The organism is Pantoea sp. GCM10028869 (genome assembly GCF_042666835.1).
Classification (GTDB): Bacteria; Pseudomonadota; Gammaproteobacteria; order Enterobacterales; family Enterobacteriaceae; genus Pantoea; species Pantoea leporis.
Genome location: NZ_JBHTGO010000004.1, coordinates 167,922 through 192,970, shown reverse-complemented (window position 1 = coordinate 192,970; position 25,049 = coordinate 167,922). Strand labels below are relative to the sequence as shown.

The window sequence follows — 25,049 nt, the reverse complement described above, 5'->3', positions numbered from 1 at the left end:
AGGAGAAAGGGGATGGAATTCTTTAAAGAGTACTGGTGGATCCTGGTGATCCTGCTGATGGTTGGTATTTTGATGAACGTTTACAAAGACCTAAAACGTATCGACCATAAAAAATTCATGGACAACAAACCGACGTTACCGCCGCATCGTGATTTCAACGATAAATGGGATGACGAGGACGACTGGCCGAAAAAGAAATAATCGTCATATCGCAAACGGCGCGATAACTCGCGCCGTTACGCATCCTGCTACATCATCATCACCACATCATCATCGCCCGGCTTCGCACCGCTCAGCGCCTCATCGAAGTAACGACGCGGCACAGTATAACGCAGATGATTCAGCGCCAGTTCCATGCTGCGATCGTTAATCGCGTGCGGTAAATCTTCCACCACATCCAGCGTGACATCGCCGCCCAACGAAATCAGACGTTGCTTCGCCTCTTCAGCGTGCTGCAGCGGGATTTGTTCGTCGTAATCGCCATGAATCAGATGAATGGTGTTACGCGTGCTGGCCCGCAACGGCAACGTGGCATAGCGGCCGCTGAACACAATCGCGCGTCCCGCCAAATCCGGCTGCGCTTTCATGCCTTCCAGCACCATGATGCCGCCCTGGGAAAAGCCCACCAGCGCCGTGGCTGCGGCACGCACGCCGCTCTCTTGCTGCCAGTGACGCACCGATGCCACGAACTCAGGCATGATCGCATCCACGCCCTGCTGCTCCGAACGATCGTGCGGCGGAATATCGGCAAACCACTGACGTCCTTGCGGCACGCTGCCCGCGTAAGGTGCGCCGACCGACACCACCAGCGCTTGCGGGAACGCTTTCGCGAACCAGCTACCAATCTGCGCCATCGAATCCGGGTTGTCGTTGATGCCGTGATACAGCAGAAACAGCTGTGCTGCACTGCTGGGTTGCTGAACAATTACATATCGTAGTGCCATAAGATCCTCCTCAAATCACTATACGCCGCTGCTGGCACAGAGATATCGGGAAAATTTGAACGAGATAATGGATTTATTGCAATGAACGCAGCCGCTGCGCCGCATCGGGATTGAGGTGAATCATTGCTGCGCCAGCTTCCGATCGCAGCTGGTTTATCAAGGCTTTACGCCCGCTGAGACCGGCATGTTGCGCGGCATCGGTTAGCGTCTGTTTTTGCAGCAGGATGGCATTCAACAACGGTGAAGGAGACTGGCGCACCAGCCGCTGTAGCGCCGCGTAGCTGGCTTCGAACGGGCGCTGCGCCCAGGCAAAGCCGGCCAGCAGCGCCCAGTCATCCTCGTTTAGCTGCTGGCTGGCATCGCTTACCAGCGTTAACGGTAAATCTATAATCGCTTGCAGCCACAGCCAATCACGCGCCAGGCGCTGCGCTGCCTGCTGTTGTAGCGCTTCACCTGCCGCAGAGATTGCCAGCAGCGCCATCGCGGCATAGCAGCCGCTGCTGGCTTCGCGCTGCGAGCCAATCCGCACCAGCGTAAAACCGCAGGCGCGCCAGAAGCGCCACAAAGATTCGGTGTAGCCAAAACTCACCGAGAGATAATCACAATTCTGCGCCTGCTGTCGTGCGGTGGCCACCAGCGCTTTGCCGATCCCACGCTGACGCTGTGACGCCTGCACCGCAATCCGGCTAATGCGCAGTGAGCGCAGCGTTGCCGCCTGCGCGAAACCGGCATGGGCCGCCAGCGATTGCGCCACCAGATTGCCACGCGGCCGACGATGACCGGCCCACACCGCGTCAGCCAATGGCTGATCCAATCCGCCCTCTTCTACCAGCCACAACGCGCCGGTTACCTGTTCGGCTGCACCCGCCAACCAAAAACGCATGCCGGGCGCATCCAGCATGCGCCGTAAATCCAGTGGCGAAGTGCGATAGTGCGCACTGGCAAGCAGGCGATAGCCCGCTTCCAGCGCCGTTATGTTGTGGTCCGGTGTGGCCGGGTAAATGGCGATCTCACCGCTTGCGCGGCTCTCCTGCGCATCTTCAAACAGCAACGCCTGGCTGAGCCACTGCTCCAGCGGATCGTTCGGCGACCAGCGCAACGGCTCGTCGAGCTGGAAGAGGCGCACATCCGGCAAGGTGGCGCAGAAGCGCAGCATAAAGCCGCGTCCGGTGCCTTCATAACCTTGCACGGTGGTGATAAGCAGCACGCGCGGGAAACGTTGCACCAGCTGTTGCAGGATGGGCGCGGGAATGGCGGCCGCTTCATCGACAATCAGCCACTGCGCCTGAGGCGTCGCTTCCTGCGCGAGAACGGCATCGGGAGCCATGAAACTGAAATGCTCACCAGCGAATTCTGCCAGCACCGCCGTGGAGACTTTGGCCGGTGCCGTGACTAAACAGTGTTGGTTGCGCTGCGCCAGCATGCCGGCCAACGCCGATTTGCCGCGACCGCGCGCGGCGGTGATCACTGCCACGCCCGGCGGCATCGCTTCAAGCTGTTCAAGGATTCGCGCCTGCTGCTGCGGTACCTGACAGCGCCAGTCGGGCAGATGCGTTTCCACCGGATAACGCACCGCTTGATGCTGACGTTGCAACATCACCTGCGCGTCTTGCCGCATCAGGGATTGCAGATGGTGGATAAAGTGCGGCGTGGCGATCGGTTCAGCGACATCCGCCCAGCGCAAGCTGTCGGCATCGGTTTGCTTGGGCCAGCTTTCCCAATCAGGCGTTAACAGCAATAACCAGCTGCCCGCGCGTAAGGTTCCGGCCAGTGCTGCAAAAGCTTCGGCGTGAAAACCGCGGCGGGCATCAAATATTGCATGCTGGAATTCACGCCCCAGCAAGGTGCGTAAAGCCGCGGGCGCAACGGCGTGCGAGAAATCGGTGCTGTCGCTCACCGTCAGCCAGTCGCCGGGCAGCGCGGTGTGCCAACCTGTGGCCTGCTGCTGCGCCCACTCCGCATCACCCGCTATCACGCAAAGGCGGCGAATGCCTGCACGCTGCATCGCCGCCGTTTGTTCAACCACGGAGATCACTTGCTAGCGAAGGTGTTGCACTGGCCGGGATCGCCGCTATCGAAACCGCGTTTCAGCCAGGTGTAACGCTGCTGAGAGGTGCCATGGGTGAAGCTATCCGGCACTACGCGGCCCTGACCTTTCTGCTGCAGACGATCGTCGCCAATCGCTTCAGCTGCGTTGAGTGCTTCCTGCAGATCGCCCACTTCCAGAACGTTTTGCTGCTCCATGTAATGGCCCCAAACGCCGGCGAAGCAATCCGCCTGCAGCTCCATTTTCACCGACAGCTGATTCGCCTGCGCCTGGCTCGCGCCCTGCTGCATCTGACGCACTTTTGGCTCAATGCCCAGCAGCTTTTGAACGTGATGCCCCACTTCATGCGCAATCACGAAGCCTTGCGCAAAGTCGCCACCGGCACCGAGTTTGGTTTTCATGTCATCGTAGAATGACAAATCGATATACACGGTTTGATCGGCAGGACAGTAAAACGGCCCCATCGCCGATTGGCCAGTGCCGCAGTTGGTGCGCGTTGCCCCGCGATACATCACCAGCTTCGGCGGCACATACTTTTTGTTCATCTGCTGGAACAGCTTGCTCCAGGTATCTTCGGTGGTTGCCAGAATCACCGAGGTGAATTTGGCATCTTCGTTGCTCTGCGCGGTGTTTACCTGACGCTGCTGCGACGTTGGCGCGACACTGCCGCCGCCTTCCAATAACGCGGTGAGGTCGTAGCCGTAATAGCCGGCAACAGCGACCACCACCAGCAAGATAAGGCCGCCTTTGCCGCGTGGAATGCGGATTTGCCGTCCCCCGCCGCCGCCAAGGCCAGGTGAATCATTGCGTCGATCTTCTACATTGTCGCTTTCACGACGCCCTTGCCAGCGCATGGTCTAACTCCTTTAAACATGTTTGGCATGATTTTAGTTGGCGGCAGCGGTAAGCACCAGTGTTGTAGTGACAGCACGGTAAGAATGAGAGAAATGGTGTGATAAAGGGGGAAGGAATTTGTAGCGGCGCGATTTATCGCGCAATGTCTGGAAGGTGCACCGACCGTAATAGAGCGCGATAAATCGCGCCGCTACGGGCCGGTGCAAACAGGACTTAATCCAGCTTCACACCCAAACGCTGTGCAACTTCTTCGTACGCTTCAACCAAGCCGCCAAGGCTCTGACGGAAACGGTCTTTGTCCATTTTATCCATGGTGTTTTTGTCCCACAGACGCGCGCCATCTGGCGAGAACTCATCACCCAGCACCACTTCGCCGTTGAACAGACCAAACTCCAGCTTGAAGTCGACCAGGATCAAACCTGCGTCATCAAACAGTTTACTCAGCACATCATTGGCTTTGAAGGTCAGCTCTTGCATGCGTGCCAGATTCGCTTTGCTCACCCAGCCGAAGGTTTCGCAATAGGATTCGTTGACCATCGGGTCGTGTTTGGCGTCATCTTTCAGGAAGAGATCAAACAGCGGTGGATTGAGCACAATGCCCTCTTCCACACCCAGACGTTTTACCAGCGATCCTGCCGCTCGGTTGCGCACCACGCACTCCACCGGCACCATCTCCAGCTTTTTCACCAGCGCTTCGTTATCTGACAGCAGCGCTTCCATCTGGGTCGGAATGCCCGCTTCCTGCAATTTGGTCATGATGAAATGGTTAAACTTGTTGTTTACCATTCCTTTGCGATCAAACTGCTCGATTCGTGCACCGTCTCCTGCTGACGTATCGTTGCGGAATTCAAGTACCAGCAGATCCGGATTATCGGTGCTGTATACGGTTTTCGCTTTACCGCGATACAACTCAGCTCGCTTTTGCATCTTGTTAACTCCAAACATGAAAGAACCCGTGTTCAGCGGTGTTTCACCGCGCGCCGATTGCGTGACGCAATCGTTTACTTCGCCGGGCGCTATTATGCCAAATCCAAAACAAAAAGGCCGGAGAATCTCCGGCCCTTTGGCAATTTATTTCAGCGCACCTTGAATCACCTGCACCAGCGCGTCGTTCTGCGCCTGGGTTAGCACGTGACCTTTCGGATCGATGAACTGCAGACTGCTGCGGTTATCCAGATCGCCAACCTGCAACTTGTAATCGCCGTTTGGCAGTTCTGGATCTTTGGCGCCAATCTGATCCCACACGCCGCTGCCCGGCTGTTTGTAGGTCACTTTCAGGCTGCCCTGCGAACGGTTGTCATCCGTGATTTCCATGCCCACGCGTTTCAGCGCCGCTGGCAAACGCTGCCAGGTGACGTTAAACGGTGCGCGCAGAATCAACAGCGGTAAACCGGTGTCATCCGCGCCGCTCTGCACATCAATCTGTCCGGTGGCACGGTTGGCCGCCGCATCCTGGCTGGCAGAATCGACTTTATCCAGACCGGTGCTGATGTCGTTCAACATCTGGCCGGTATAGCGTTGAATCTGTGCCGGAGAAGTAACGGCTTGACCAGACTGCTGCAGTTCCAGCAAACGTACGGTCAGCACTTGCTGATAGCTCTGATTCTGCACGCTGATCTGATAGCGACCGCGATACTGGTTATCTTCGTCAGCACGGTTCCACTGCACCCAATCGGTGGTCAGCTGTTGCGAAGCGTCATCACGCTGGGCAATCGGGAACTTGTAAGACTGAATCACACCCACAACCTGCGACCAGATAGAACCGCGACTGCTTTCCACTGCCAGCACGCCCGTATTACCGGTGAACTGCGCACGCGTGCCGTTCAGCAGCGCCAGCGGCTGGGCTGGCGGACGAATATCCAGCTCTTTACCAACCGCGCCTTTCGCCACGCTGTGCGGAACATCGTAATCCCCATTCTGCAACGGCAGAATCATGCCCGCGGGGGCTTTTAAATCATGCAGCTCAGGCGCCTGCAGGTAAGATTCATCCCCGCTGACCTGGCGCTTATAACGCTGATCGTTGGAACACGCTGTGAGCAGCATCAGGGTGGAAAGGCCCACTACCGTTGCCAGCGTCGAGCGCTTAACTGAATAACTCATTGATTCTCCCTAAATTATCGCAGACCCGCTTTAATCAACGCTTGCGCCGTTTTCGTCTGACCAGCTTCGGTCAGTGGCGTCATTGGCAAGCGCAGCGTGTCATCCGCGATTAATCCTAGCTGTTTTGCTGCCCATTTCACCGGGATTGGATTGGGTTCACAGAAAAGCGTCTGGTGCAGGTGCATCAGACGCTGATTCAGGCGACGCGCTTCGGCGAATTTGCCCTGTTGCGCTAAGGCACAGAGTTCAACCATTTCACGCGCTGCAATGTTAGCCGTGACCGAAATTACGCCTTTGCCGCCCAGTTGCATGGAGTCCAGCGCCGTAGCGTCATCGCCGCTGACGATGATGAACTCATCATTAACCAGCTCTTGGATCTGTGAGACACGCGATAAGTTCCCGGTGGCCTCTTTGATTCCGATAATATTTTTAATTTCGGCCAGACGCGCGACGGTTTCCGGCAGCATGTCGCAACCGGTACGCGAAGGAACGTTATACAGCATCTGCGGCAGATCGGTACTTTCCGCAATAGCTTTAAAGTGCTGGAACAGACCTTCCTGCGTCGGACGGTTGTAATAAGGCGTGACCGTTAAACAGCCCACCACACCGCTGCCGGTAAAGCGTTTGGTCAGAGAGATGCCTTCAGCCGTGGCATTTGCGCCGGTGCCGGCTATAACCGGAATACGGCCATCCGCCAGTTCCAGGGTTTGCATAACCACATCACCGTGCTCGTCATGGCTGAGCGTGGCTGATTCGCCGGTGGTGCCAACAGAAACAATCGCCGCGGTGCCGCTGGCAACATGATAATCAATCAGTTTTTTCAAACTTTCGCGGCAGACATTACCTTTTTCATTCATTGGCGTAATGAGCGCAACAATACTTCCGGTGAACATGGGCTATCCCCTCGACAAACAAGTGCCTCATGTTACGTTTTACATTGAAAGAAAAGCAAGCGAGCCACGCCATTCCCGCGCTTGTCAGCAGTTTTTTTTATGTTTACCTTATAGTTATTAGCGAACGTACAGGAAATGCCATTTTGTCGCAGTCACAGCCTCACCATCTGGTGATCACCGCACTGGGCGTTGATCGTCCGGGTATCGTCAATACCATCACCCGTCACGTCAGCAGCTGCGGCTGCAATATTGAGGACAGCCGTTTAGCAATGCTGGGCGATGAGTTCACTTTTATCATGCTGCTGTCCGGTAGCTGGAACGCGATCACCCTGATTGAATCGACGCTGCCGATGAAAGGTGCCGAGCTGGAGTTGCTGATTGTAATGAAGCGCACCAATGCGCGCGCCACGCCACCGATGCCCGCCACCGTGTGGGTGCAGATTGAAGTGCCGGATTCACCGCATATCATTGAGCGCTTCACCGATCTGTTCGATAAACATCAGATGAACATTGCCGAACTGGTGTCCAGAATTAAACCGGCGCAGGATGGCGTGGCACCGACGCTCTATATTCAAATAACGGCGCACAGCCCAGCCAATCAATTCAGTGCGCCCATCGAGCAGGCTTTCAATCAGCTGTGCGAAGAACTGCATGCACAAGGCTCAATTCGTCTTTATAGTGTCACCGACGATGCTAACAGCACCGTTTAATCAGGCTCCGGGTTATTTCGCCACACACTCTGCCGCTGCGGCAAACCGTGTGGTGAAATAACCCTGACGGTAAACACCACCTGGCACTTTTGCTCTTGATGGTGTATTACCCACAGCATGTAAAAAAATGGAGAGTTGTGATGAATCCACTGAAAGCCGGTGATACCGCACCGAAATTTAGTTTGCCCGATCAAGACGGCGAACAAGTAAATTTGGCCGACTTCCAGGGACAGCGCGTTCTGGTCTATTTCTATCCGAAAGCCATGACGCCGGGTTGCACCGTGCAGGCTTGCGGTCTGCGCGACAACATGGATGCGTTGAAAACTGAGGGCGTTGTTGTGCTGGGTATCAGCACCGACAAAGCGGAAAAGCTGTCACGCTTTGCCGATAAAGAGCTGCTGAACTTCACGCTGTTATCGGATGAAGATCATCAGGTGTGCGAGCAGTTTGGCGTCTGGGGCGAGAAAACCTTTATGGGTAAAACCTATGACGGCATTCACCGCATCAGCTTCCTTATTGATGCCAACGGCAAAATTGAGAAAGTGTTCGACGATTTCAAAACCTCCAATCACCACGACATCGTGCTGGATTATCTGAAGTCAGCCTGAGGTAAACGGGTGCGCAGGCCGCACCCGGAGCGTTAATGCGTAATGCTGCTGACCAACGCATCCTGACCGGAGATCATCACGCAGTTGCGTCCAGCATTTTTCGCCTGATAAAGCGCGGCATCGGCTTGCTTGAGGCTCTGCTCCTGCGAACCACTTTCCGGCTGCCAGTCGGCAATGCCCACCGACAGCGTGACATTGCCAACCTGATCAATCCAGTTTTCTGCAATGCTGATGCGCACGCGCTCGGCCAGAATGCGTGCGTCTTCCACCGACGTCGCAGGCAGCAACATCAGGAACTCTTCCCCGCCGTTACGGCACACCACATCGGTTTGACGGGCGCTGCTGCGTAAGGTTCGCGCCACATGTTTAATCACCTCATCGCCGACGTCATGACCGAAGGTATCGTTGACCCGTTTGAAGTGATCGATATCCAGCGCCAGCACCGAGAACGGTTGGCGCATGGTGGCGAAGTAGTCGAGCACCGCGCTCAGGCCACGCCGGTTAAGCAGATTGGTCATGGGATCGCTCTGCACTTCCGATTTCAGGCGACCAATCTTATCCTGCACTAAACCAATACCGGTGAGTAGCGCGCGTTTGACCTGCGCCGCTTCGAAATACCAGGCGCGAATGCCGCCAATCTCGTTCGACACGCCCTGGGAATCCATCTGGCTGGCTTTGCGCGCCAGTTGCCACAGCGGCAGCGCAATCAGACGCGCCAGAATCACCGCCACCAGCAAGGTCAGCAGCGCAAATGGCACCGAGTTTTTCAACACTTTCAGCAGCAAGCCGGTGAGCGGCGCCAGCGTCACATCGGTGGGTTTCAACGCCACCACCATCCAGCCGGTGGTGGGCACGATGGCGTAACCGGCCAGCTTAGGCACGTTCTCTTCCGTCAGTTGCACTTCACCGTTGGTTTTCTCCTCGCGTTGGCGATCGCTAACGATGCCCGGCACGCTTTTACCAATCAGCTGGGTATTCTGGTGGTACAGCACCTGATTATTGCGATCCAGCACGTAAACATGCGTGCCATCGCGATAGAACTGCTCGCCGAGCAGTGCATTAAGGATGCTTTTCTTCTTCAGATAGATGGTGCCGCCGACGTAGCCAAGGTAACGTCCGTCTTTGCTCCAGATCGGCCAGGAGACAAATACAATCAAATTATTGGCGGCGGAGATGCTGGGTTTGCTGACCATCGGCTGACGCTGCGCCAGCGCTTCACGCGAAGCCTGGCTGGTGAGCTGCATGCCTTTCAGCATCAGCGATTCGGGTGAAATGGCTTTCACGATGCCGTTGCTGTCCACCACCGCCACCGAGTTGAAGCTATTAGTTTGCTCACGCAGGCGATTGACTTCCTGCTGCGCTAAATCGGCATCATCAAAATCATTGCCCAGCTGCGTCGCGCTGTAGTGCAGCTGCGACTGAGCCAGCTGAAAGAAGACCTCCGTCGTCGCCGCCAGTTTAGTGGCGTAAGCGCGATTGGCTTCGAGGGTGCTTTCGATCAGGACCATACGTTGCACGCGCCAGGTGGCGTACAGCGTGTTGGCAAGTGTGATGACGATGCTGGTGATCGCCAACAGCGCGATCAGCGTGCGCAGGTCAGTTTTTGGCCGCAGGCGCGTTAGCATAGCGCACCGACCTTAGTGAATAGATTCATCGATATGTGTGCCTGACAGTCTTGTTATAGTTGGATGCACTTGCCCTGGTGAGCTAACGGGCGATTGTACACCCACAACGCAAATTGAGCACGAAGCATCCTGTCAGCCTCACACAATTCTTTCTCTGCGCTGGCGCTAATCGATCAAACCGTTGGCATCGTAAAACGGCCACGGACCGGGATAATCGCCGATAGCACACAAATGCGTGCTCATGCCCTGCTGCGCATGCCAGCGATGCAGCAGAAAACCGGGCGGCTCCAGCATAAAATTCGCCGGTGCATTTTCCGCGAGATCAAACGCCACCTGATGCGATACACCAGGCGCCACGCACGCCAGCGTACCGGCAAAACGCGCCTGCACCGAGCGGTGCAGATGACCGCTCAGTACGCGTTCCACCTGTGGATGGCGCTGGATAATCGCCGCCAGCGCCGCCGGATTGCGCAGCGGCTGGTTATCCATATGTTCGATGCCGCAAAGAAACGGCGGATGATGCAGCATCACCAGCGTCGGCAACTGCGGCTGACGCTGCAACTGCTCATCAAGCCAGCACAGCTGCGCTTCATCCACATAGCCCCACGGCTGCTGTGGCACGCTGGAATCGAGCGCCAGCAGCTGCACGCCTTTCACCTGCATCTGCCAGTTCAGGGTTGCTCCGTGCTGCAGATAGTGATGATCCGGAAACGCCGCACGCAGCGCCTGGCGATCGTCGTGGTTGCCCGCCATCAGCAGAAACGGCAGCTGCAGCTGACGCAGCGCCTGCTTTAAAGTTTGATACTCTGCCGCGGTGCCGAAATCGACCAGATCGCCGGTCATCACCACCATGTCGGGGCGCGGCGCAAGGCGGTTTAGCGTCTCAATCACCCGCAGTAGCGCGGCTTGAGTGTCGACTTTTTTGTAGGATAAACGGCCGTTGGCCTTGATGTGTAAATCGCTGATTTGCGCGATGAGCGTCATTGCTTCAGACACAATAAAGTTTCTCCGGCTGCAAAAATTGCAGCGTAATATTTGTCAACCACGGCTATCACAATGCTTACGGTTCGTAGCGGCGCAATTTATTGCGCGATGAATCGCGCCGCTACGAATTGTGCGGCAATCAATTCCAGCGCTGAGTCAATGACATCAAGAAAACTGCAGCGCGGCGTCCTGCGCCAGCGTCCAGCTCACCGCTTGTCCGGCATGCCAGGCTTCACGCGCGTGGCGATCCACCTGAATGGGCGTCGCCAGCCCGATGTCGATCATCAACCGCTGCGACGCGCCCAGAAAGGTGCTGGCAACAATAAAACCCTGGCGCGGATAACGCTCATCGCTGGCCAGCAGCACATCTTCCGGGCGGCAAAAGCGCTGCGGATGGCCGCGTGTATCCACATCTACGCAGTTAATCGCACCCACAAAATCGGCGACAAATTTTGACGCCGGATGCTGATAAATTTTCTGCGGCGTATCGATCTGCACCAAACGTCCCTGCTCCATCACCGCAATACGGTCGCCGAGCGCCATCGCTTCCTGCTGATCGTGCGTTACGTAAACGGCGGTGATCGCCAGCTTCTTCAGTAGCGCGCCGATCTCCAGACGCAGACGATCGCGCAGACGCGCATCCAGCGCCGCCAGCGGCTCATCAAACAGCAGCACTTTGGGCCGCGCGGCTAACGCGCGCGCCAGCGCCACACGCTGCTTCTGGCCGCCGGAGAGTTTGTCGATGCTACGCTGCGCCAGCGCGGTGAGATCCACCAGCGCCAGCATCTCCTGCACGCGCGCTTCCCGTTCTCCACGCGCCACGCCCTGCACTTTCAGGCCGTACGCTACGTTCCCGGCCACATTGAGATTCGGGAACAGCGCGTAGTTCTGGAACACCATGCCGACGTTGCGTTTTTCAATCGGTAAAGCGGTAACGTTGCGATCGTCAAACCACACTTCGCCGCCGACATCGCAGCTTTCCAGTCCGCTGATTATGCGCAGCGTGGTAGTTTTACCGCAGCCGGACGGCCCCAGCAGCACCAGCGTTTCGCCGGCATGCACCGTGAGATCAAGCGGTTGCAGCGCCTGATGATGATTAAAATGACGTGCGCAGCCGCGCAGCGTCACGGTAACGGCCGCAGGGTTCATGCTGCCTCCTTGTGTTGGCGCGAAACCGCGCGGTTAAGCCAGTGATTCACGGCATTGAGCATCAGCAGCAGCGGCAGAATCATCAGAATGAAAATCAGCGTGTAGGCGGAACCCACTTCCAGCCGCATTGAGGCATAGCTGTCGGCAAGGCCAACCGGCAAGGTTTTGGTCAGCGGCGTGTGCAGCATCCATGTAATGTTGAATTCCCCCACCGACAGCGTGATCACCATAAACGCGCCAGCAAGAATGCCGTTGCGGCAGTTCGGCACCACCACGGTAAAGAAGCGCTGCCACAAGCTGGCGCCGAGGCTGGCCGATGCTTCTTCCAGGCGCGGCATATCCACCGCCTGCATCACCGCCAGCACCGGCCGCATCATAAACGGCAAGGTAAACAGCACGTGACCAATCAGGATGAACAGCCAGCTATCACGCAGGCCGGAAAACTGGCCGTAGAGCAGAATGATGCCAAGCGCGGTTGCCAGACCGGGCAGCGCCACCGGCAGCATCAAGCACTCTTCAATACGCGCCGCCCAGCGGCCCGGCGCTTTCAGCAATCCCCACGCAGCGGGAACGCCAATCACCAAGGTAACCAGCAGGCAGAACAGCGCGATCAGCAGCGACAGCCAGAAAGTATCGGCGTACATCTGCCACACTTGCTCCACCCACTTCAGCGTGAAGCCGCTGCGCAGGCCGATGAAATAGTTATTGGTGACGCCCGCCAGCATTGACAGCACCACCGGCACGATCATAAACAGCGCGGTGATGGCGGTGATCAGCAGTTGCAGGCTAAACAGTCCACGACGTTTCATGATTGCGCCTCCTTAGCCTGCGCCAGACGGCGCGCCAGCATCAGTGCCAGCCAGGCGAATCCACCCATCAACACTGACAGCGCGGCGGCGGTGGCGAAGTTGGCGTAGTTGGTGAACTCGCCGTAAATGGTCAGTGGTAGCACCGCCAAATCGGTGCCGAGCGTAAAGGCGGTGCCAAAAGCGCCCATGCTGGTAGCGAAGCACAGCGCGCCGGTGGAGAGCAGCGCCGGTTGCAGGCCGGGCACAATCACATCCCAGGTGATGCGCCACTGGCTGGCGCCGAGCGAACGTGCTGCTTCTTCCAGCGAGCGATCGAGTTTTTCACTGGCTGCTACCAGCGTGACGATGGCGCGCGGCAGCGAGAAATAGAGGTAACCGATAAACAGCCCCGCCAGCGAATAGGCCAGCGTCCAGCGCTCATGCAGCAAACTCATACTGATTTGCGCCAGCAATCCCTGACGTCCAGCCAGCATCACCACCAGAAAACCCACCACCACGCCGGGAAACGCCAGCGGAAAGGTCAGCAACGCCAGCAAGGTGCCGCGCCCGGCAAAGCGCTGGCGTGCCAGAAAGCAGCCGACGATAGCGGCGATGAGTAACGTCACCAGCGTCACCGCCAGCGACAGCAGCACGGTGTTCAGCAGGCTCAGCAGATAGTGCGGTTGCGTGATCACCGTCCAGTAACCGCTGTGCTGGGTGCTGCGATCGTCCTGCATGCCGATTTGCAGCAGGCGGGCAAACGGCAGCAGCCAGAAAGCGCAAAAGAACAGCAGCGCGGGCAGCGTCAGCCACAACCAGCGGCTGCCCGGTTGCGTCGGTATCTGGCGGCGCGAGGCCGCCAGCGTGTCAGCCATCGACATTAACGCATCTCGCTCAGGTATTTCGCCGAGAAGGCCTTCTGCGCATCGGCCATCTGCTGATAGTTTACGGTTTGCGCACGCGCATAATCGCTGTCTGGCAGGAAGAATTTCTTAGCGTCAGCGGACATCGCCGAGGTGCGCACCGGACGCAGGAAGGCATTCGCCCAAATCGCCTGACCTTTATCCGACAACACGTAGTCGATCACTTTCTTGCCGTTGTCTGCGTGCGGCGCGTTCTTCACCAGGCTGATGACGTACGGCACCGTAACCGTGCCCTCTTTCGGGATCACAAAGGCGACATTGGCGTGATCTTTATATTTGGCGCGGTAGGCGTTGAAGTCGTAGTCGAGCAGGATCGGAATCTCACCGGAGATCAGGCGCGCGTAGGCGGTCTGCTTCGGTACGATCGGCTGGTTAGCCTGGAGTTTTTTGAACCATGTCAGCGCGGGTGTGAAGTCCTGCATGTTGCCGCCCTTCGCCTGGTTGACCGCCACGGCCGCCACGTAACCGACAAAGGCGCTAGCAGGATCGAGGTAGCCGATCATGCCTTTGTATTCAGGCTTCAGCAGATCGTCCCAGGATTGCGGCACCGGCGCGCCGCCCAGCGCATCAAGGTTAACCATAAAGCCCATGGTGCCGGAGTGCAGCGCCACCCACTTGCCGTTAGGATCTTTCATTCCGGCTGGGATCTCGTCCCAATGCGCGGGCTTATAGGCGCTGATGACACCGGCGCTATCCGCCTGGATACCAAAACTGACGCCGTAATACACCACATCTGCCACCGGATTACCCTGCTCCGCCACTAGCTGCGCCAGCGCCTGGCCGGAGTTTTTGTTGTCCTGCGGCACCTGAATGCCAGTGTCTTTAGCAATGGCGTTAAGCTGGGTTCCCCAGTCCGCCCATTCGGGAGGACAGTTGTAGCAAATCGCCGTATCGGCGGCCTGCGCCAGCGAACTGAACAGCGAACCGGCGGTCAGTGCGAGCGCCCCGGCAATCATTGTGACTTTTTTCATGATGGTTCCCTGATATTGGCAATGGAAGAAAAAGAGGTTGCTGGCGCGGCGATACTGGCGCCGAGCCTTAATCGATGTGGCAGCACGCGCGTGCCGCGGCTGGCTTGTTGTAACAGCATGTCGATCGCACCGGCGCCGAGCATGTCAGCTGGCTGGCTTACGCTCGCCAGCGACGGCGCGATGTGCTCGCCGATATCGATGCCATCAAAACCCATCACCGACAGCTGCTGCGGAATGCGCACTCCGGCGCGCGCCGCAGCACCAATCAGGCTGATGGCGAGCAGATCGTTGGTGCAGATCACCGCGCTGAGCGGCGTGTCGCCACTCAGCTGCGGCTGCAGCAGCGCGAAATCAGATTGGGTATGGCTGGGCATTTCGAGTACCGGCAGCGCACGCAATCCGGCCTGCTGCATGGCATCGCAATAGCCCTGATAGCGCAGACGGGCGCGATCCGATTGCAGCATGGGACCGGCCACCATACCGATGTGGCGATGGCCGAGCTGCAGCAGGTGTTCGGTGGCTTGCTGCATCGCCTGGCGGTTATCGACGCAAATCGCGGGCCAGTGCGTGGCTTGCGGCACGTTATGCGTAAGGACAAACGGCATGCTGGCTTGATGCAGCGTATGCAGGATGGCGCTGTTGTCGGCGTCGGCGACGGTAAGAACCAAACCGGCAACGCGCTGGTTCAGCATGTGCTCCACCATCGCCGCTTCCCGCTCGGGCTGATAATCGCTGGTTGCCACCAGCAGACCGTAACCGGCGGCACGCGCCTGACGCTCCATCGCTTGCAGTTGACGGGCGAAAATCGGATTCAGCAGCGACGGCAGCAGCACGCCGAAGGTGGTTGAACTTTGGGTACGCAGTTGGCGAGCAATGTGATTGGGGCGAAAGCCGAGCTGCTCAGAGGCGCTCAACACCTTTTCCAGCGTGTCAGCTCGCAGCAGATGCGGATCAGAGAATGCGCGGGCGGCGGTAGCGCGAGAAACGCCAGCCAGTTTGGCCACGCTGATTAAATCGGACATGTTCGCCTCGTAAAGTGCCAATGAGATCGATCTCATTGGCGCTTAAAGTAGCGGCGAACTGTGACAGCAACATCGCGGATAAATGACAGCGGGATGACTGCAGCGCGAACTGCTGTCAGGCAGAAATCACAGCATCAGGAAGGCGTAACCTTCGTTCTGCAGCGACGCCACGGTGGTGCCGCTCGACAGCGTGTGGGTGACGCGCGTATCGATCCAGTTTCGCTCCAGCTGATGGAAAGCCACCGACTGATCGCAAATGGTCACCTTCACGCCAGCTTTTTTCAGCTCATCAATCAGCTTGAGATTGGGGTTATCGGTGCCATAGGTTTTGCGGAACTGCTCATTATTCAACGCCGCAGGAACCGCATCGCTGTTAATCGACACCACAAATTTCAGCTGATCGAGCGGTACGCCCGCCGCGTAATAGAGGTTGGTGACGCGTGCCACGCGCTCCAGCCCAAGGTTAGGCTGACGCACATCGCCTTCATTACGGTTGATCTGGAAGACGATTTTATTGCTCAACCCTGGCGTGGTGGCCGGATTGTAGTCCGGCACATTCACAAAGTGGATTTTGCCGTAACCTTCGATCGCCGGCGTGCTCCAGAAATCCGCCGGTTCACTTTTCTTGTCAGCAAATTTGTCGCTGACCTTGTCGACCAAATCGGGGAGCTGTAATACATTGCCGCCGACAAACCCTGCCAGAGCCGCAATAACGATATAGGATGCTGGACGCATTTCACTTCTCCTGTGCCTGAAATTTACATCTGTAAGAGTGCATAACCCTGATTTTCCAGCGTCGACACGGTAGTCGGGCTGGAGAGTGCATGAATCACCGATGGGTCAATCCACTCTCTCGGGAAGTGATGGAACGCCACCGACTGATCGCATACGGAAACCTTCACGCCCAACTTATTCAGTGCGCCGATCAGCGCCAGATTGGGGTTGTCCGCCTGGTAGAACTGCTGGAAATGCGCGTTATCCAGCATCGCTGGCGTGGCATCACCGGTGACCGATACCACAAAGTGCAGGTCGTCAGCGGGCACGCCCGAAGCGATATAGAGATTGACCACGCGCGCTACGCGCTCCAGTCCAAGATTTGGGCGCGTCATCTCCCCTTCACTGCGGGTAATTTGAAACACCACTTTGTTGCTTAAACCGACCACCGGTTTGAAAGCCGCATCCGGTTCGTAATGGATTTTGCCGTAGCCGTCGACGGCGGGCGTGCTCCAGAAGCCGTCGGGATCGGCGGGTGCAGAGGAGAAATGGCTGACAACACGTTGATACAGGTCATCACCTTTACTCACGGTGGCGCCAACAAAGCCACCGACAATTGCGATAAGGGCGTATGAAACTACAGAACGCATAAAAACTCTCCGGCTTACACTGCGCGTCAATTCACAGTCCGTTTGAATAAAGTGCCTTATCTATACCACAGCGTGAGCAAGGCAAAAGTCCTGTAGTGACGGGCTGTCCGACGTTTTCATTGCGTGAAAAATAATTAGCAAGGTTAATTGAAAAAGGGTTTCGATTGTCGCTTTGGCAGGAGTTGAGAAATGCGTGGCCGTGAAATTGTGATCCTAATACAGAGGGAATAAGTTTACGTGCGTTTAAAATCCGTCCGATGATAACTGTGTAGCATGCTCTGCGCGTCGTCTTCACGATTAAAAACACTGATGGATAAAGCGGGCCAACACCGCTGATTTGCCGCCGCTTTTCAGAGTAAACCTGGAAAAGTTCATGCCAAATTCAATAATTTTGAGCAACTTTACGTAACTTTAACTTCTGCAGATAAAGAAGCCTGTTTAAATCGCGGCGTGCTATTCAATTTTTTGCTGCAATTTCGTCATGCTGTAACCCTTTTTTCATTTAAAGCGCATGAATCTTCATCGTTTGCTTGTCGCCGCAGTCTGGTTAAGATAGAGCGCGTTCCGCAAAGGGAAAAATAGTGCAGAACATTTGAACCACTTACCTGTCCAATTTTGGGTGACTTTTACAGGATCAAGGCATGTTTAACCGGTTGAAAAAATCAGTGCTGGCGGCCCTTATTCCTACGCTGCTGCTGACGCCTGCGCTGAGTGCGCGCGCTGACGTTAGTGATACGCTGCCCGACATGGGCACCACAGCAGGTTCAACGCTTTCGATTAATCAGGAACTTCAGATGGGCGACTTCTACGTGCGCCAGCTGCGCGCCAGTGCGCCTCTGATTAACGATCCGCTGTTGAATCAATACATTAACGAGCTTGGTCAGCGACTAGTGGCGCATGCCAACTCGGTGCGGACGCCGTTCCACTTCTTTTTGATCCAGAACGACGAACTCAACGCCTTCGCCTTCTTTGGCGGCAACGTGGTGCTGCATTCATCGCTGTTCCGCTATACCGATAACGAAAGCCAGCTGGCGTCGGTGATGGCGCACGAAATCTCGCACGTCACGCAGCGTCATCTGGCGCGCGCCATGGAAGAGCAGCGACGCAATGCGCCGCTGACCTGGGTCGGCGCATTGGGATCGATTCTGCTGGCAATGGCCAGCCCGCAAGCCGGCATGGCGGCGTTGACCGGTACGCTGGCGGGTGCGCAGCAAGGCATTATCAGCTTTACCCAAGGCAACGAGCAGGAAGCTGACCGCATCGGTATTCAGGTGCTGCAACGCGCTGGATTCGATCCGCAAGCGATGCCGACTTTTCTGCAGAAGCTGGCGGATCAGAGCCGCTTCTCCTCCAAGCCGCCGGAAATTTTGCTGACGCACCCGTTACCCGACAGCCGACTTGCCGATGCGCGTAACCGCGCCAACCAGATGCGTCCGGTGGTGGTGCAGTCGTCGCAGGATTTCTACATGGCGAAAGTGCGCTCGCTCGGCATGTACGCCACTGGCCGCAATCAGCTGACCGATGACCTGCTGAACGAATACGCCAAAGGCAACGTGCGCGAGCAGCAGGCGGCACAGTACGGCAAAGCGATACAGTTCCTGCAGGCCAAAAGCTTTGATAGCGCCAAACGGGTGATCGCCCCGCTGCTGGCGAAACAGCCGGATAACGTCTGGTTCCTTGATATCATGACCGACATCGACATCGGCCTGAATCAGCCGCAGCAGGCGATCGCCATGCTCAGCAGCGCCAAAGGCAGCAACAGCAATCCGGTGTTGCAGTTGAATCTGGCTAATGCCTATGTTGAAGCGAAGCAGCCCGCCAACGCCAGCCGCATCCTCAATCGCTACACCTTTGCCCATCCAGACGATGTTAACGCCTTTGATCTGCTGGCGCAGGCCTCTGCGGCGCAGGGTTTGCGCGATGAAGAACTTTCGGCGCGCGCGGAAGGTTTGGCGCTCAACGGCCAGCTCGATCAGGCGATCTCCACCTTGAGCAGCGCCAGCGCGCAAGTGCCGCTCGGCAGCCTGAAACAAGCGCGCTATGACGCACGTATCGACCAGTTCCGTGAACTGCAGAAGCGTTTTAAGGTTTATCAAAAAGGATAAGAAGATGGTCAGCATTTATCACAACCCGCGCTGCAGCAAGAGCCGCGAAACGCTGGCGCTGTTGCAGGAGCGAGATATCAAGCCCAATGTGGTGCTTTATCTTGAGACGCCGCCCGATGTCCCCACGCTAAAACGTCTGTTGAAACAGCTCGGCATGCACAGCGCGCGCGAACTGATGCGGCGTAAAGAGGACTTGTATCAAGAGTTGGCTTTAGCGGATAGCGCGTTAAGCGAGGCTCAGCTGCTGCAGGCGATGGTGGATCATCCGAAACTGATCGAACGCCCGATTGTGATCAAGGGCGAACAGGCGCGTATTGGTCGTCCACCCGAAGCGGTGCTGGAGATTATCTAAAGCTCCAGCGCTTCTTTAACAAAAGGAATGGTGAGTTTGCGCTGGGCGCTGATGGAGGCGCGATCGAGACGATCCAGCGTATCAAACAGCGTGCGCATCTCACGGTCGAGGCGTTTCAACAGGAAGCGCCCGACATCTTCCGGCAACTCAAAACCACGCAATCCGGCACGCAGCTGCATCGCCTGTAATTTGTCGTCATCAGAAAGCGGCTGCAAACGGTAAATCTGTCCCCAGTCGAGACGTGAAGCCAGATCCGGTAAGCCAAGATTGAGCTGGCGCGGCGGTCGATCGCCGGTTATCAGCAAACGCGTTTTACCGATTTCCAGAATACGATTGTAGAGATCAAAGATCGCCATTTCCCACTCCGGATCGCCCGCGATGCACTCGATATTATCGATGCACACCAGCGCCAGATTCTCCATGCCTTCCAGGACTTCCGGCACAAACCAGGTGCGCTTATCCAGCGGCACATAGCCCACCGCTTCGCCGCGCGCTGAGAGTTCCGCACAGGCGGCATGCAGCAGATGACTACGGCCACCGCCTTCGCGCGACCAGAAATAGAGATAGCTACCGTGTTGCTGAGAGAGTGCGCCTTGCAGCGCCGCCAGCAGAGACGTGTTTTCCCCCGGCCAGAAACTGGCGAAGGTTTCATCATCGGGTAAATAGAGTGGCAATGAGAGCTGTGCCGGCGTGTTCAGAAGTACCTCAACGGATGAGCGGGCAGAAAACCGCGCAAGTTTATCACGATCTTTGCCGGAGATGAACCGGGCTTCCCTGCCCGGCTTGCAGCCTTAACTTTCGCGCTTCTCTTCAGCGTCCAGCACCACCTCTTCCGGGCGCAACACGCTGATTAAACGGAAGATCAGCGCCAGACCCACGCCAACAATAGTCGCCAACGCCATGCCTTTCAGCTCGGCCGCGCCGATATGCACTTTGGCACCGCTCACGCCGATGATCAGGATCACCGAGGTCAGTATCAGGTTCTGCGCTTTGTTGTAATCCACTTTAGACTCGATCAGCACACGAATACCGGACGCGCCAATTACGCCGTACAGCAGCAGCGATACGCCGCCCATCACCGGCACAGGAACCGCCTGAATCGCCGCCGCCAGCTTGCCGACGCACGAAAGCAGAATGGCAAAGATCGCCGCGCCGCCAATTACCCAGGTGCTGTACACGCGGGTAATCGCCATTACACCGATGTTCTCGCCGTAAGTGGTGTTCGGCGTGGAGCCGAAGAAACCGGAGATCATGGTGGATAAACCGTTAGCGAACATCGAGCGGTGCAGACCCGGATCGCGGATCAGATCTTTCTTCACGATATTCGCGGTGACCACCAAGTGACCCACGTGCTCGGCAATCACCACCAGTGCGGCTGGCAGAATGGTCAGCATCGCCACCCATTCAAAACGCGGCGTGTAGAAGGTTGGCAGCGCAAACCACGGCGCATTTTCCACCGCGGTCCAGTCCACAATGCCCATCGCGTAAGAGAGCGCATAGCCGACCAACACGCCGACTAAAATCGGGATGATGGCGAGGAAACCACGGAACAGCACCGAACCAAACACGGTGACCGCCAGCGTCACCATCGAGATGATCACGGTTTTGCTGTCTGGTGATGTGCCGTCAGCAGGCAGCAGGCCGGCCATATTCGCCGCCACGCCCGCCAGTTCCAGACCGATAACCGCGACAATCGCGCCCATCGCTGCCGGTGGGAACATCACATCAAGCCAGCCGGTACCGGCTTTCTTGACGATCAGCGCCACCATACAGAACAGCAAACCGCAGAGAATAAAACCGCCCAGCGCCACTTCATAACCCAGCGGCAACAGCAGCAGCACCGGCGAAATAAAGGCAAAGCTCGATCCGAGATAAGCGGGGATTTTGCCTTTACAGATAAACAGATAGAGCAGCGTTCCGACGCCGTTAAACAGCAACACCGTGGCCGGGTTGATGTGGAACAGAATCGGCACCAGCACGGTTGCGCCGAACATGGCGAACAGGTGCTGTAGGCTGAGTGGAATGGTTTGTAACAGCGGTGGGCGTTCGCTAACGCCGATTGCACGACGAGTCATTATTATCCCCTATCCTCTTCGTTCTTCGAGCCATGGCTGCGTTGGCTCGAATAACTCGAGGATGACAATGTTGTGTTTCTGCCAAAAAAAAGCCGACTCTCTGGCCGGCTGGTTTCTTTTATTTGGTTCCGAAAATCTTGTCCCCGGCATCGCCGAGTCCAGGAATGATGTAGCCCTTCTCGTTCAATCCCTGATCGATAGATGCGGTGTAGAGCTCCACATCCGGATGCGCTTTCTCCAGCGCGGCAATACCTTCAGGTGCGGCCACCAGCACCAGCACTTTAATGCTGGTACAACCGGCTTTTTTCAGCAGATCGATGGTGGCGATCATCGAACCGCCGGTTGCCAGCATCGGGTCGACCACCAGCGCCAGGCGCTCTTCGATGTTCGAAACCAGCTTCTGGAAATAAGGAACCGGCTCCAGCGTCTCTTCATCACGATACACGCCAACCACGCTGATGCGCGCGCTGGGAACGTGCTCAAGCACGCCTTCCATCATGCCAAGACCCGCACGCAGAATCGGAACCACGGTGATTTTTTTACCTTTGATCTGATCGATTTCAACCGGACCATTCCAGCCTTCGATGGTGACGCGCTCGGTTTCCAGATCGGCGGTGGCTTCATAGGTCAGCAAGCTGCCCACTTCCGAGGCCAACTCGCGGAAACGCTTGGTGCTGATATCATGCTCACGCATCAGGCCCAGTTTATGTTTGACCAGCGGGTGTTTGACTTCCACGATCTTCATGATTGTTCTCCCGGAATTGAGTTGAGCTAAAAAAAATCGCCGGATTATACCGCCTTTTCGCTGCTGCGCCACTTGTCATCGGTCAATAGCCTGCGTCATCTAAGGATTGGCGAAAATCTGAGGCGATGCAAAGGCAGCATGAGATGGGACTCGCAAACGTTTGCCTGCGCTGTTAGAATTGCCGCGCTTAATTTTTGCCACCAACCGCAACTCGCGTGGGGATTCCGCAGTGACCGACAAAACCTCTCTCAGCTACAAAGACGCCGGTGTTGATATCGATGCTGGTAACGATCTGGTTGACCGTATTAAAGGCGTAGTGAAAAAAACCCGCCGCCCGGAAGTCATGGGTGGATTGGGCGGATTCGGCGCGCTCTGTGCGCTGCCGCAGAAGTACCGCGAGCCGGTGCTGGTCTCCGGAACCGATGGCGTCGGCACCAAGCTGCGTCTGGCGATGGATCTCAAACGCCACGACAGCATCGGCATTGATCTGGTCGCGATGTGTGTGAACGACCTGATTGTTCAGGGTGCTGAGCCGCTGTTCTTCCTCGATTATTACGCGACCGGCAAGCTGGATGTGGATACCGCGTCATCGGTGATCACCGGCATCGCCGAAGGTTGCTTGCAGTCGGGTTGTGCGCTGGTCGGCGGTGAAACCGCTGAAATGCCAGGCATGTACCACGGCGAAGATTACGACGTGGCGGGTTTCTGCGTTGGCGTGGTGGAAAAATCAGAGATCATTGACGGTTCGAAAGTGCAGGACGGCGACGTGCTGATCGCGCTGGGTTCCAGCGGCCCACACTCGAACGGTTATTCACTGGTGCGCAAGATTCTTGAAGTCAGCCAGACCGATCCGGCCACCAAACAGCTGGATGGCAAATCACTGGCCGATCACCTGCTGGCGCCAACCCGCATCTATGTGAAAAACATCCTTAGCCTGATCGAACAGGTTGATGTGCATGCGATTTCGCATCTGACCGGCGGCGGCTTCTGGGAAAACATCCCGCGCGTGTTGCCAGATAACACCCAGGCGGTGCTGGAAGAGAGCAGCTGGCAGTGGCCGTCAGTGTTCAGCTGGTTGCAGCAGGCAGGCAACGTTAGCCGTCACGAAATGTACCGCACCTTTAACTGCGGCGTGGGCATGGTGATTGCGCTGAGCCCGGCAGAAGCCGATAAAGCGGTACAGCTGATGACCGACGCGGGCGAAAAAGCGTGGAAAATCGGTGTGATTAAAGCGTCTGATTCCGAAGAGCGTGTGGTTATCAATCCATGAAAAAACTGGTTGTACTGATCTCCGGCAACGGAAGCAATCTTCAGTCCATCCTCGACGCCTGCGCAAGCGGGCGTATAAACGGCAGCGTCGCTGCCGTTTTCAGTAATAAAGCCAGCGCGTTTGGTTTAACGCGCGCGCGGGAAGCCAATGTCCCGTCACATGCGTTAGCCGCCAGTGATTTTGCCGACCGCGAAGCCTTTGATCGCCAGCTGATGCAGGAGATTGATGCTTACGCGCCAGATCTGGTGGTGCTGGCCGGTTATATGCGCATCCTCAGCAGCGCTTTTGTCGCGCACTATCACGATCGTCTGGTGAATATTCATCCGTCGCTGTTGCCGAAATATCCGGGCTTACACACACATCGTCAGGCGCTGGAAAACGGCGACGAGGAGCATGGCACCTCAGTGCATTTTGTCACTGACGAACTGGATGGCGGACCCATTATTTTGCAAGCGCGCGTGCCGGTGTTTGCTGGCGACAGCGAAGACGAGATCAGCGCGCGCGTGCAGCATCAGGAACACGCGATCTATCCGCTGGTGATCAGCTGGTTTGTTGATGGGCGTTTGCAGATGCGTGAAGGTAAAGCATGGCTGGATGGTCAGTTATTACCGACGCAAGGCTATGCTCACGATTGAATGTTATGCATATTCCGAAGCGGCGCGATTTATCGCGCATTTCGATGGCAACATCGTGCCCATCCGGGCATTGCGCAATAAATTGCGCCGCTACAAATCGCAGACTTTTTTAACCAAATCTTCCCGTAATATAATCTTCGGTGCGCCGCGCTTTCGGTGAGGTGAAGATTCTGTCGGTTTCGTCAAACTCTACCAACTGACCGTTGTGCATAAACGCGGTGTAATCCGACACGCGTGCCGCCTGCTGCATATTGTGCGTCACCAGCACCAGCGTGAAATGCTGCTTCAGCGTGGTCATCAACTCCTCGATCACCAGCGTTGAGATCGGATCAAGTGCCGAAGTGGGCTCATCCAGCAGTAACACTTCCGGCTCGATGGCAATGGCGCGCGCAATCACCAAACGCTGCTGCTGGCCGTTAGAGAGCGTTAACGCGTTCTGCCCCAGCTGATCTTTCACTTCGCCCCACAACGCCGCCGCGCGCAGCGCACGCTCACAGGCTTCATTCAGCACGCGACGATCGCGCACGCCCTGCAAGCGCAGGCCGTAAACCACGTTTTCATAGATCGATTTAGGAAACGGATTCGGCCGCTGGAACACCATGCCAATGCGGCGACGCAGCGCGGGAAGATCCTGATTCGCCTGCATCACCGCGTAATCACCGAGCAGAATCTCACCTTCAATGCGACAGCGATCGATCACATCATTCATGCGATTGAAACAGCGCAGCAGCGTCGATTTGCCACAGCCGGAAGGACCAATCAACGCCGTGATACGGTTCTTCGGAATCTGCAGATCAATGTTATTCAGCGCCTGGCGTTCGCCATACCACAGCGACAGCTGATTAACGCTAAGGGCAATGTCGTAATCGGGCGTCATCAGAAAC

The 25,049-nt window shown here is 56.8% G+C and carries 26 protein-coding genes; 7 read left to right on the top strand and 19 right to left on the bottom strand.

The genetic code is table 11. The features are described 5' to 3' along the window. Nucleotides 1-12: 12 nt before the first annotated feature. Nucleotides 13-201, top strand: a complete 189-nt coding sequence (locus ACFQW4_RS12225) for a YpfN family protein (protein WP_008108368.1) — start codon at nucleotides 13-15, stop codon at nucleotides 199-201. Between the two features lie 47 nt (nucleotides 202-248). Here ACFQW4_RS12225 and ypfH read toward each other — a convergent pair whose 3' ends face one another. The 6 genes from ypfH to dapA all read right to left on the bottom strand — a co-directional run bounded on the left by ypfH (nucleotide 249) and on the right by dapA (nucleotide 6,839). Continuing rightward, nucleotides 249-944: an esterase gene (gene ypfH, locus ACFQW4_RS12220; RefSeq protein ID WP_210081486.1), complete on the bottom strand. Its 696-nt coding sequence runs from the start codon at nucleotides 942-944 to the stop codon at nucleotides 249-251. A gap of 73 nt (nucleotides 945-1,017) precedes the next feature. After that, a complete protein-coding gene (locus tag ACFQW4_RS12215) occupies nucleotides 1,018-2,949 on the bottom strand; it encodes a tRNA(Met) cytidine acetyltransferase TmcA (RefSeq protein ID WP_377725849.1) in 1,932 nt (643 codons plus the stop codon). Nucleotides 2,950-2,975: 26 nt separating this feature from the next. Continuing rightward, nucleotides 2,976-3,845, bottom strand: coding sequence for a neutral zinc metallopeptidase (locus tag ACFQW4_RS12210; RefSeq protein WP_377725566.1), 870 nt, complete (start codon nucleotides 3,843-3,845; stop codon nucleotides 2,976-2,978). A gap of 214 nt (nucleotides 3,846-4,059) precedes the next feature. Beyond that, a complete protein-coding gene (gene purC / locus ACFQW4_RS12205) occupies nucleotides 4,060-4,773 on the bottom strand; it encodes a phosphoribosylaminoimidazolesuccinocarboxamide synthase (RefSeq protein WP_007884822.1) in 714 nt (237 codons plus the stop codon). Between the two features lie 144 nt (nucleotides 4,774-4,917). Further along, nucleotides 4,918-5,946: an outer membrane protein assembly factor BamC gene (gene bamC / locus ACFQW4_RS12200; RefSeq protein ID WP_101763526.1), complete on the bottom strand. Its 1,029-nt coding sequence runs from the start codon at nucleotides 5,944-5,946 to the stop codon at nucleotides 4,918-4,920. A 14-nt stretch (nucleotides 5,947-5,960) separates the two neighbouring features. Beyond that, nucleotides 5,961-6,839, bottom strand: coding sequence for a 4-hydroxy-tetrahydrodipicolinate synthase (gene dapA / locus ACFQW4_RS12195; RefSeq protein WP_101763525.1), 879 nt, complete (start codon nucleotides 6,837-6,839; stop codon nucleotides 5,961-5,963). A gap of 143 nt (nucleotides 6,840-6,982) precedes the next feature. Here dapA and ACFQW4_RS12190 point away from each other — a divergent pair, with 143 nt between their 5' ends. Both ACFQW4_RS12190 and bcp read left to right on the top strand, forming a co-directional pair. Beyond that, nucleotides 6,983-7,549, top strand: a complete 567-nt coding sequence (locus tag ACFQW4_RS12190; RefSeq protein ID WP_101763524.1) for a glycine cleavage system transcriptional repressor — start codon at nucleotides 6,983-6,985, stop codon at nucleotides 7,547-7,549. A gap of 140 nt (nucleotides 7,550-7,689) precedes the next feature. Next, nucleotides 7,690-8,157 carry a thioredoxin-dependent thiol peroxidase gene (gene bcp, locus ACFQW4_RS12185; protein ID WP_377725562.1) on the top strand — a complete coding sequence of 156 codons (468 nt, stop codon included), beginning with the start codon at nucleotides 7,690-7,692 and terminating at the stop codon, nucleotides 8,155-8,157. 32 nt (nucleotides 8,158-8,189) lie between these two features. Here the strand turns inward: bcp and ACFQW4_RS12180 are convergent, their stop codons facing one another. From ACFQW4_RS12180 to ACFQW4_RS12140, 9 genes are all read right to left on the bottom strand, one after another. Next, nucleotides 8,190-9,782, bottom strand: coding sequence for a sensor domain-containing diguanylate cyclase (locus ACFQW4_RS12180; RefSeq protein ID WP_101763522.1), 1,593 nt, complete (start codon nucleotides 9,780-9,782; stop codon nucleotides 8,190-8,192). A gap of 165 nt (nucleotides 9,783-9,947) precedes the next feature. Then, nucleotides 9,948-10,766, bottom strand: coding sequence for a phosphodiesterase (locus ACFQW4_RS12175; protein WP_377725848.1), 819 nt, complete (start codon nucleotides 10,764-10,766; stop codon nucleotides 9,948-9,950). A 165-nt stretch (nucleotides 10,767-10,931) separates the two neighbouring features. Beyond that, nucleotides 10,932-11,915, bottom strand: coding sequence for an ABC transporter ATP-binding protein (locus tag ACFQW4_RS12170; RefSeq protein ID WP_377725560.1), 984 nt, complete (start codon nucleotides 11,913-11,915; stop codon nucleotides 10,932-10,934). Further along, complete coding sequence (locus ACFQW4_RS12165; RefSeq protein ID WP_101763519.1) at nucleotides 11,912-12,724, bottom strand: ABC transporter permease; 813 nt, start codon at nucleotides 12,722-12,724, stop codon at nucleotides 11,912-11,914. Before ACFQW4_RS12165 ends, ACFQW4_RS12170 begins: the two co-directional genes overlap by 4 nt. Next, nucleotides 12,721-13,584 (bottom strand): ABC transporter permease, encoded by an 864-nt coding sequence (locus tag ACFQW4_RS12160; protein ID WP_309833700.1) that lies wholly within the window; start codon nucleotides 13,582-13,584, stop codon nucleotides 12,721-12,723. Before ACFQW4_RS12160 ends, ACFQW4_RS12165 begins: the two co-directional genes overlap by 4 nt. Next, the gene (locus ACFQW4_RS12155; protein ID WP_377725555.1) at nucleotides 13,584-14,597 is read right to left on the bottom strand and encodes an ABC transporter substrate-binding protein; all 1,014 of its coding nucleotides are present in this window, start codon (nucleotides 14,595-14,597) and stop codon (nucleotides 13,584-13,586) included. Before ACFQW4_RS12155 ends, ACFQW4_RS12160 begins: the two co-directional genes overlap by 1 nt. Next, nucleotides 14,594-15,619: a substrate-binding domain-containing protein gene (locus tag ACFQW4_RS12150; RefSeq protein ID WP_101763516.1), complete on the bottom strand. Its 1,026-nt coding sequence runs from the start codon at nucleotides 15,617-15,619 to the stop codon at nucleotides 14,594-14,596. The genes ACFQW4_RS12155 and ACFQW4_RS12150 overlap by 4 nt, the downstream gene beginning before the upstream one ends. Before the next feature lie 126 nt (nucleotides 15,620-15,745). After that, nucleotides 15,746-16,354, bottom strand: coding sequence for a DsrE family protein (locus tag ACFQW4_RS12145; RefSeq protein WP_101763515.1), 609 nt, complete (start codon nucleotides 16,352-16,354; stop codon nucleotides 15,746-15,748). A 23-nt stretch (nucleotides 16,355-16,377) separates the two neighbouring features. After that, nucleotides 16,378-16,983: a DsrE family protein gene (locus tag ACFQW4_RS12140; protein ID WP_101763514.1), complete on the bottom strand. Its 606-nt coding sequence runs from the start codon at nucleotides 16,981-16,983 to the stop codon at nucleotides 16,378-16,380. Between the two features lie 641 nt (nucleotides 16,984-17,624). Between ACFQW4_RS12140 and ACFQW4_RS12135 the strand changes: the two genes are divergently transcribed. Further along, nucleotides 17,625-19,088, top strand: coding sequence for a M48 family metallopeptidase (locus ACFQW4_RS12135; protein WP_110866485.1), 1,464 nt, complete (start codon nucleotides 17,625-17,627; stop codon nucleotides 19,086-19,088). Between the two features lie 4 nt (nucleotides 19,089-19,092). Continuing rightward, nucleotides 19,093-19,440: an arsenate reductase (glutaredoxin) gene (gene arsC / locus ACFQW4_RS12130; RefSeq protein WP_377725551.1), complete on the top strand. Its 348-nt coding sequence runs from the start codon at nucleotides 19,093-19,095 to the stop codon at nucleotides 19,438-19,440. On the opposite strand, the gene hda is transcribed toward arsC, so the two are convergent. The 3 genes from hda to upp form a co-directional block, all read right to left on the bottom strand. Next, complete coding sequence (hda, locus tag ACFQW4_RS12125; RefSeq protein WP_036649513.1) at nucleotides 19,437-20,138, bottom strand: DnaA inactivator Hda; 702 nt, start codon at nucleotides 20,136-20,138, stop codon at nucleotides 19,437-19,439. The genes arsC and hda overlap by 4 nt on opposite strands. A 93-nt stretch (nucleotides 20,139-20,231) precedes the next feature. Beyond that, on the bottom strand, nucleotides 20,232-21,515 hold the full coding sequence (gene uraA, locus ACFQW4_RS12120; protein ID WP_377725549.1) for a uracil permease: 1,284 nt from the start codon (nucleotides 21,513-21,515) through the stop codon (nucleotides 20,232-20,234). Between the two features lie 118 nt (nucleotides 21,516-21,633). Continuing rightward, complete coding sequence (gene upp / locus ACFQW4_RS12115) at nucleotides 21,634-22,260, bottom strand: uracil phosphoribosyltransferase (protein ID WP_008108331.1); 627 nt, start codon at nucleotides 22,258-22,260, stop codon at nucleotides 21,634-21,636. A gap of 229 nt (nucleotides 22,261-22,489) precedes the next feature. Here upp and purM point away from each other — a divergent pair, with 229 nt between their 5' ends. Both purM and purN read left to right on the top strand, forming a co-directional pair. Next, on the top strand, nucleotides 22,490-23,530 hold the full coding sequence (gene purM, locus ACFQW4_RS12110; RefSeq protein WP_008108330.1) for a phosphoribosylformylglycinamidine cyclo-ligase: 1,041 nt from the start codon (nucleotides 22,490-22,492) through the stop codon (nucleotides 23,528-23,530). Continuing rightward, a complete protein-coding gene (purN, locus tag ACFQW4_RS12105; RefSeq protein ID WP_110866482.1) occupies nucleotides 23,527-24,165 on the top strand; it encodes a phosphoribosylglycinamide formyltransferase in 639 nt (212 codons plus the stop codon). Before purM ends, purN begins: the two co-directional genes overlap by 4 nt. A gap of 109 nt (nucleotides 24,166-24,274) precedes the next feature. Here purN and pstB read toward each other — a convergent pair whose 3' ends face one another. Then, on the bottom strand, nucleotides 24,275-25,042 hold the full coding sequence (gene pstB, locus ACFQW4_RS12100; protein ID WP_101763509.1) for a phosphate ABC transporter ATP-binding protein PstB: 768 nt from the start codon (nucleotides 25,040-25,042) through the stop codon (nucleotides 24,275-24,277). Between the last annotated feature and the right edge of the window lie 7 nt (nucleotides 25,043-25,049).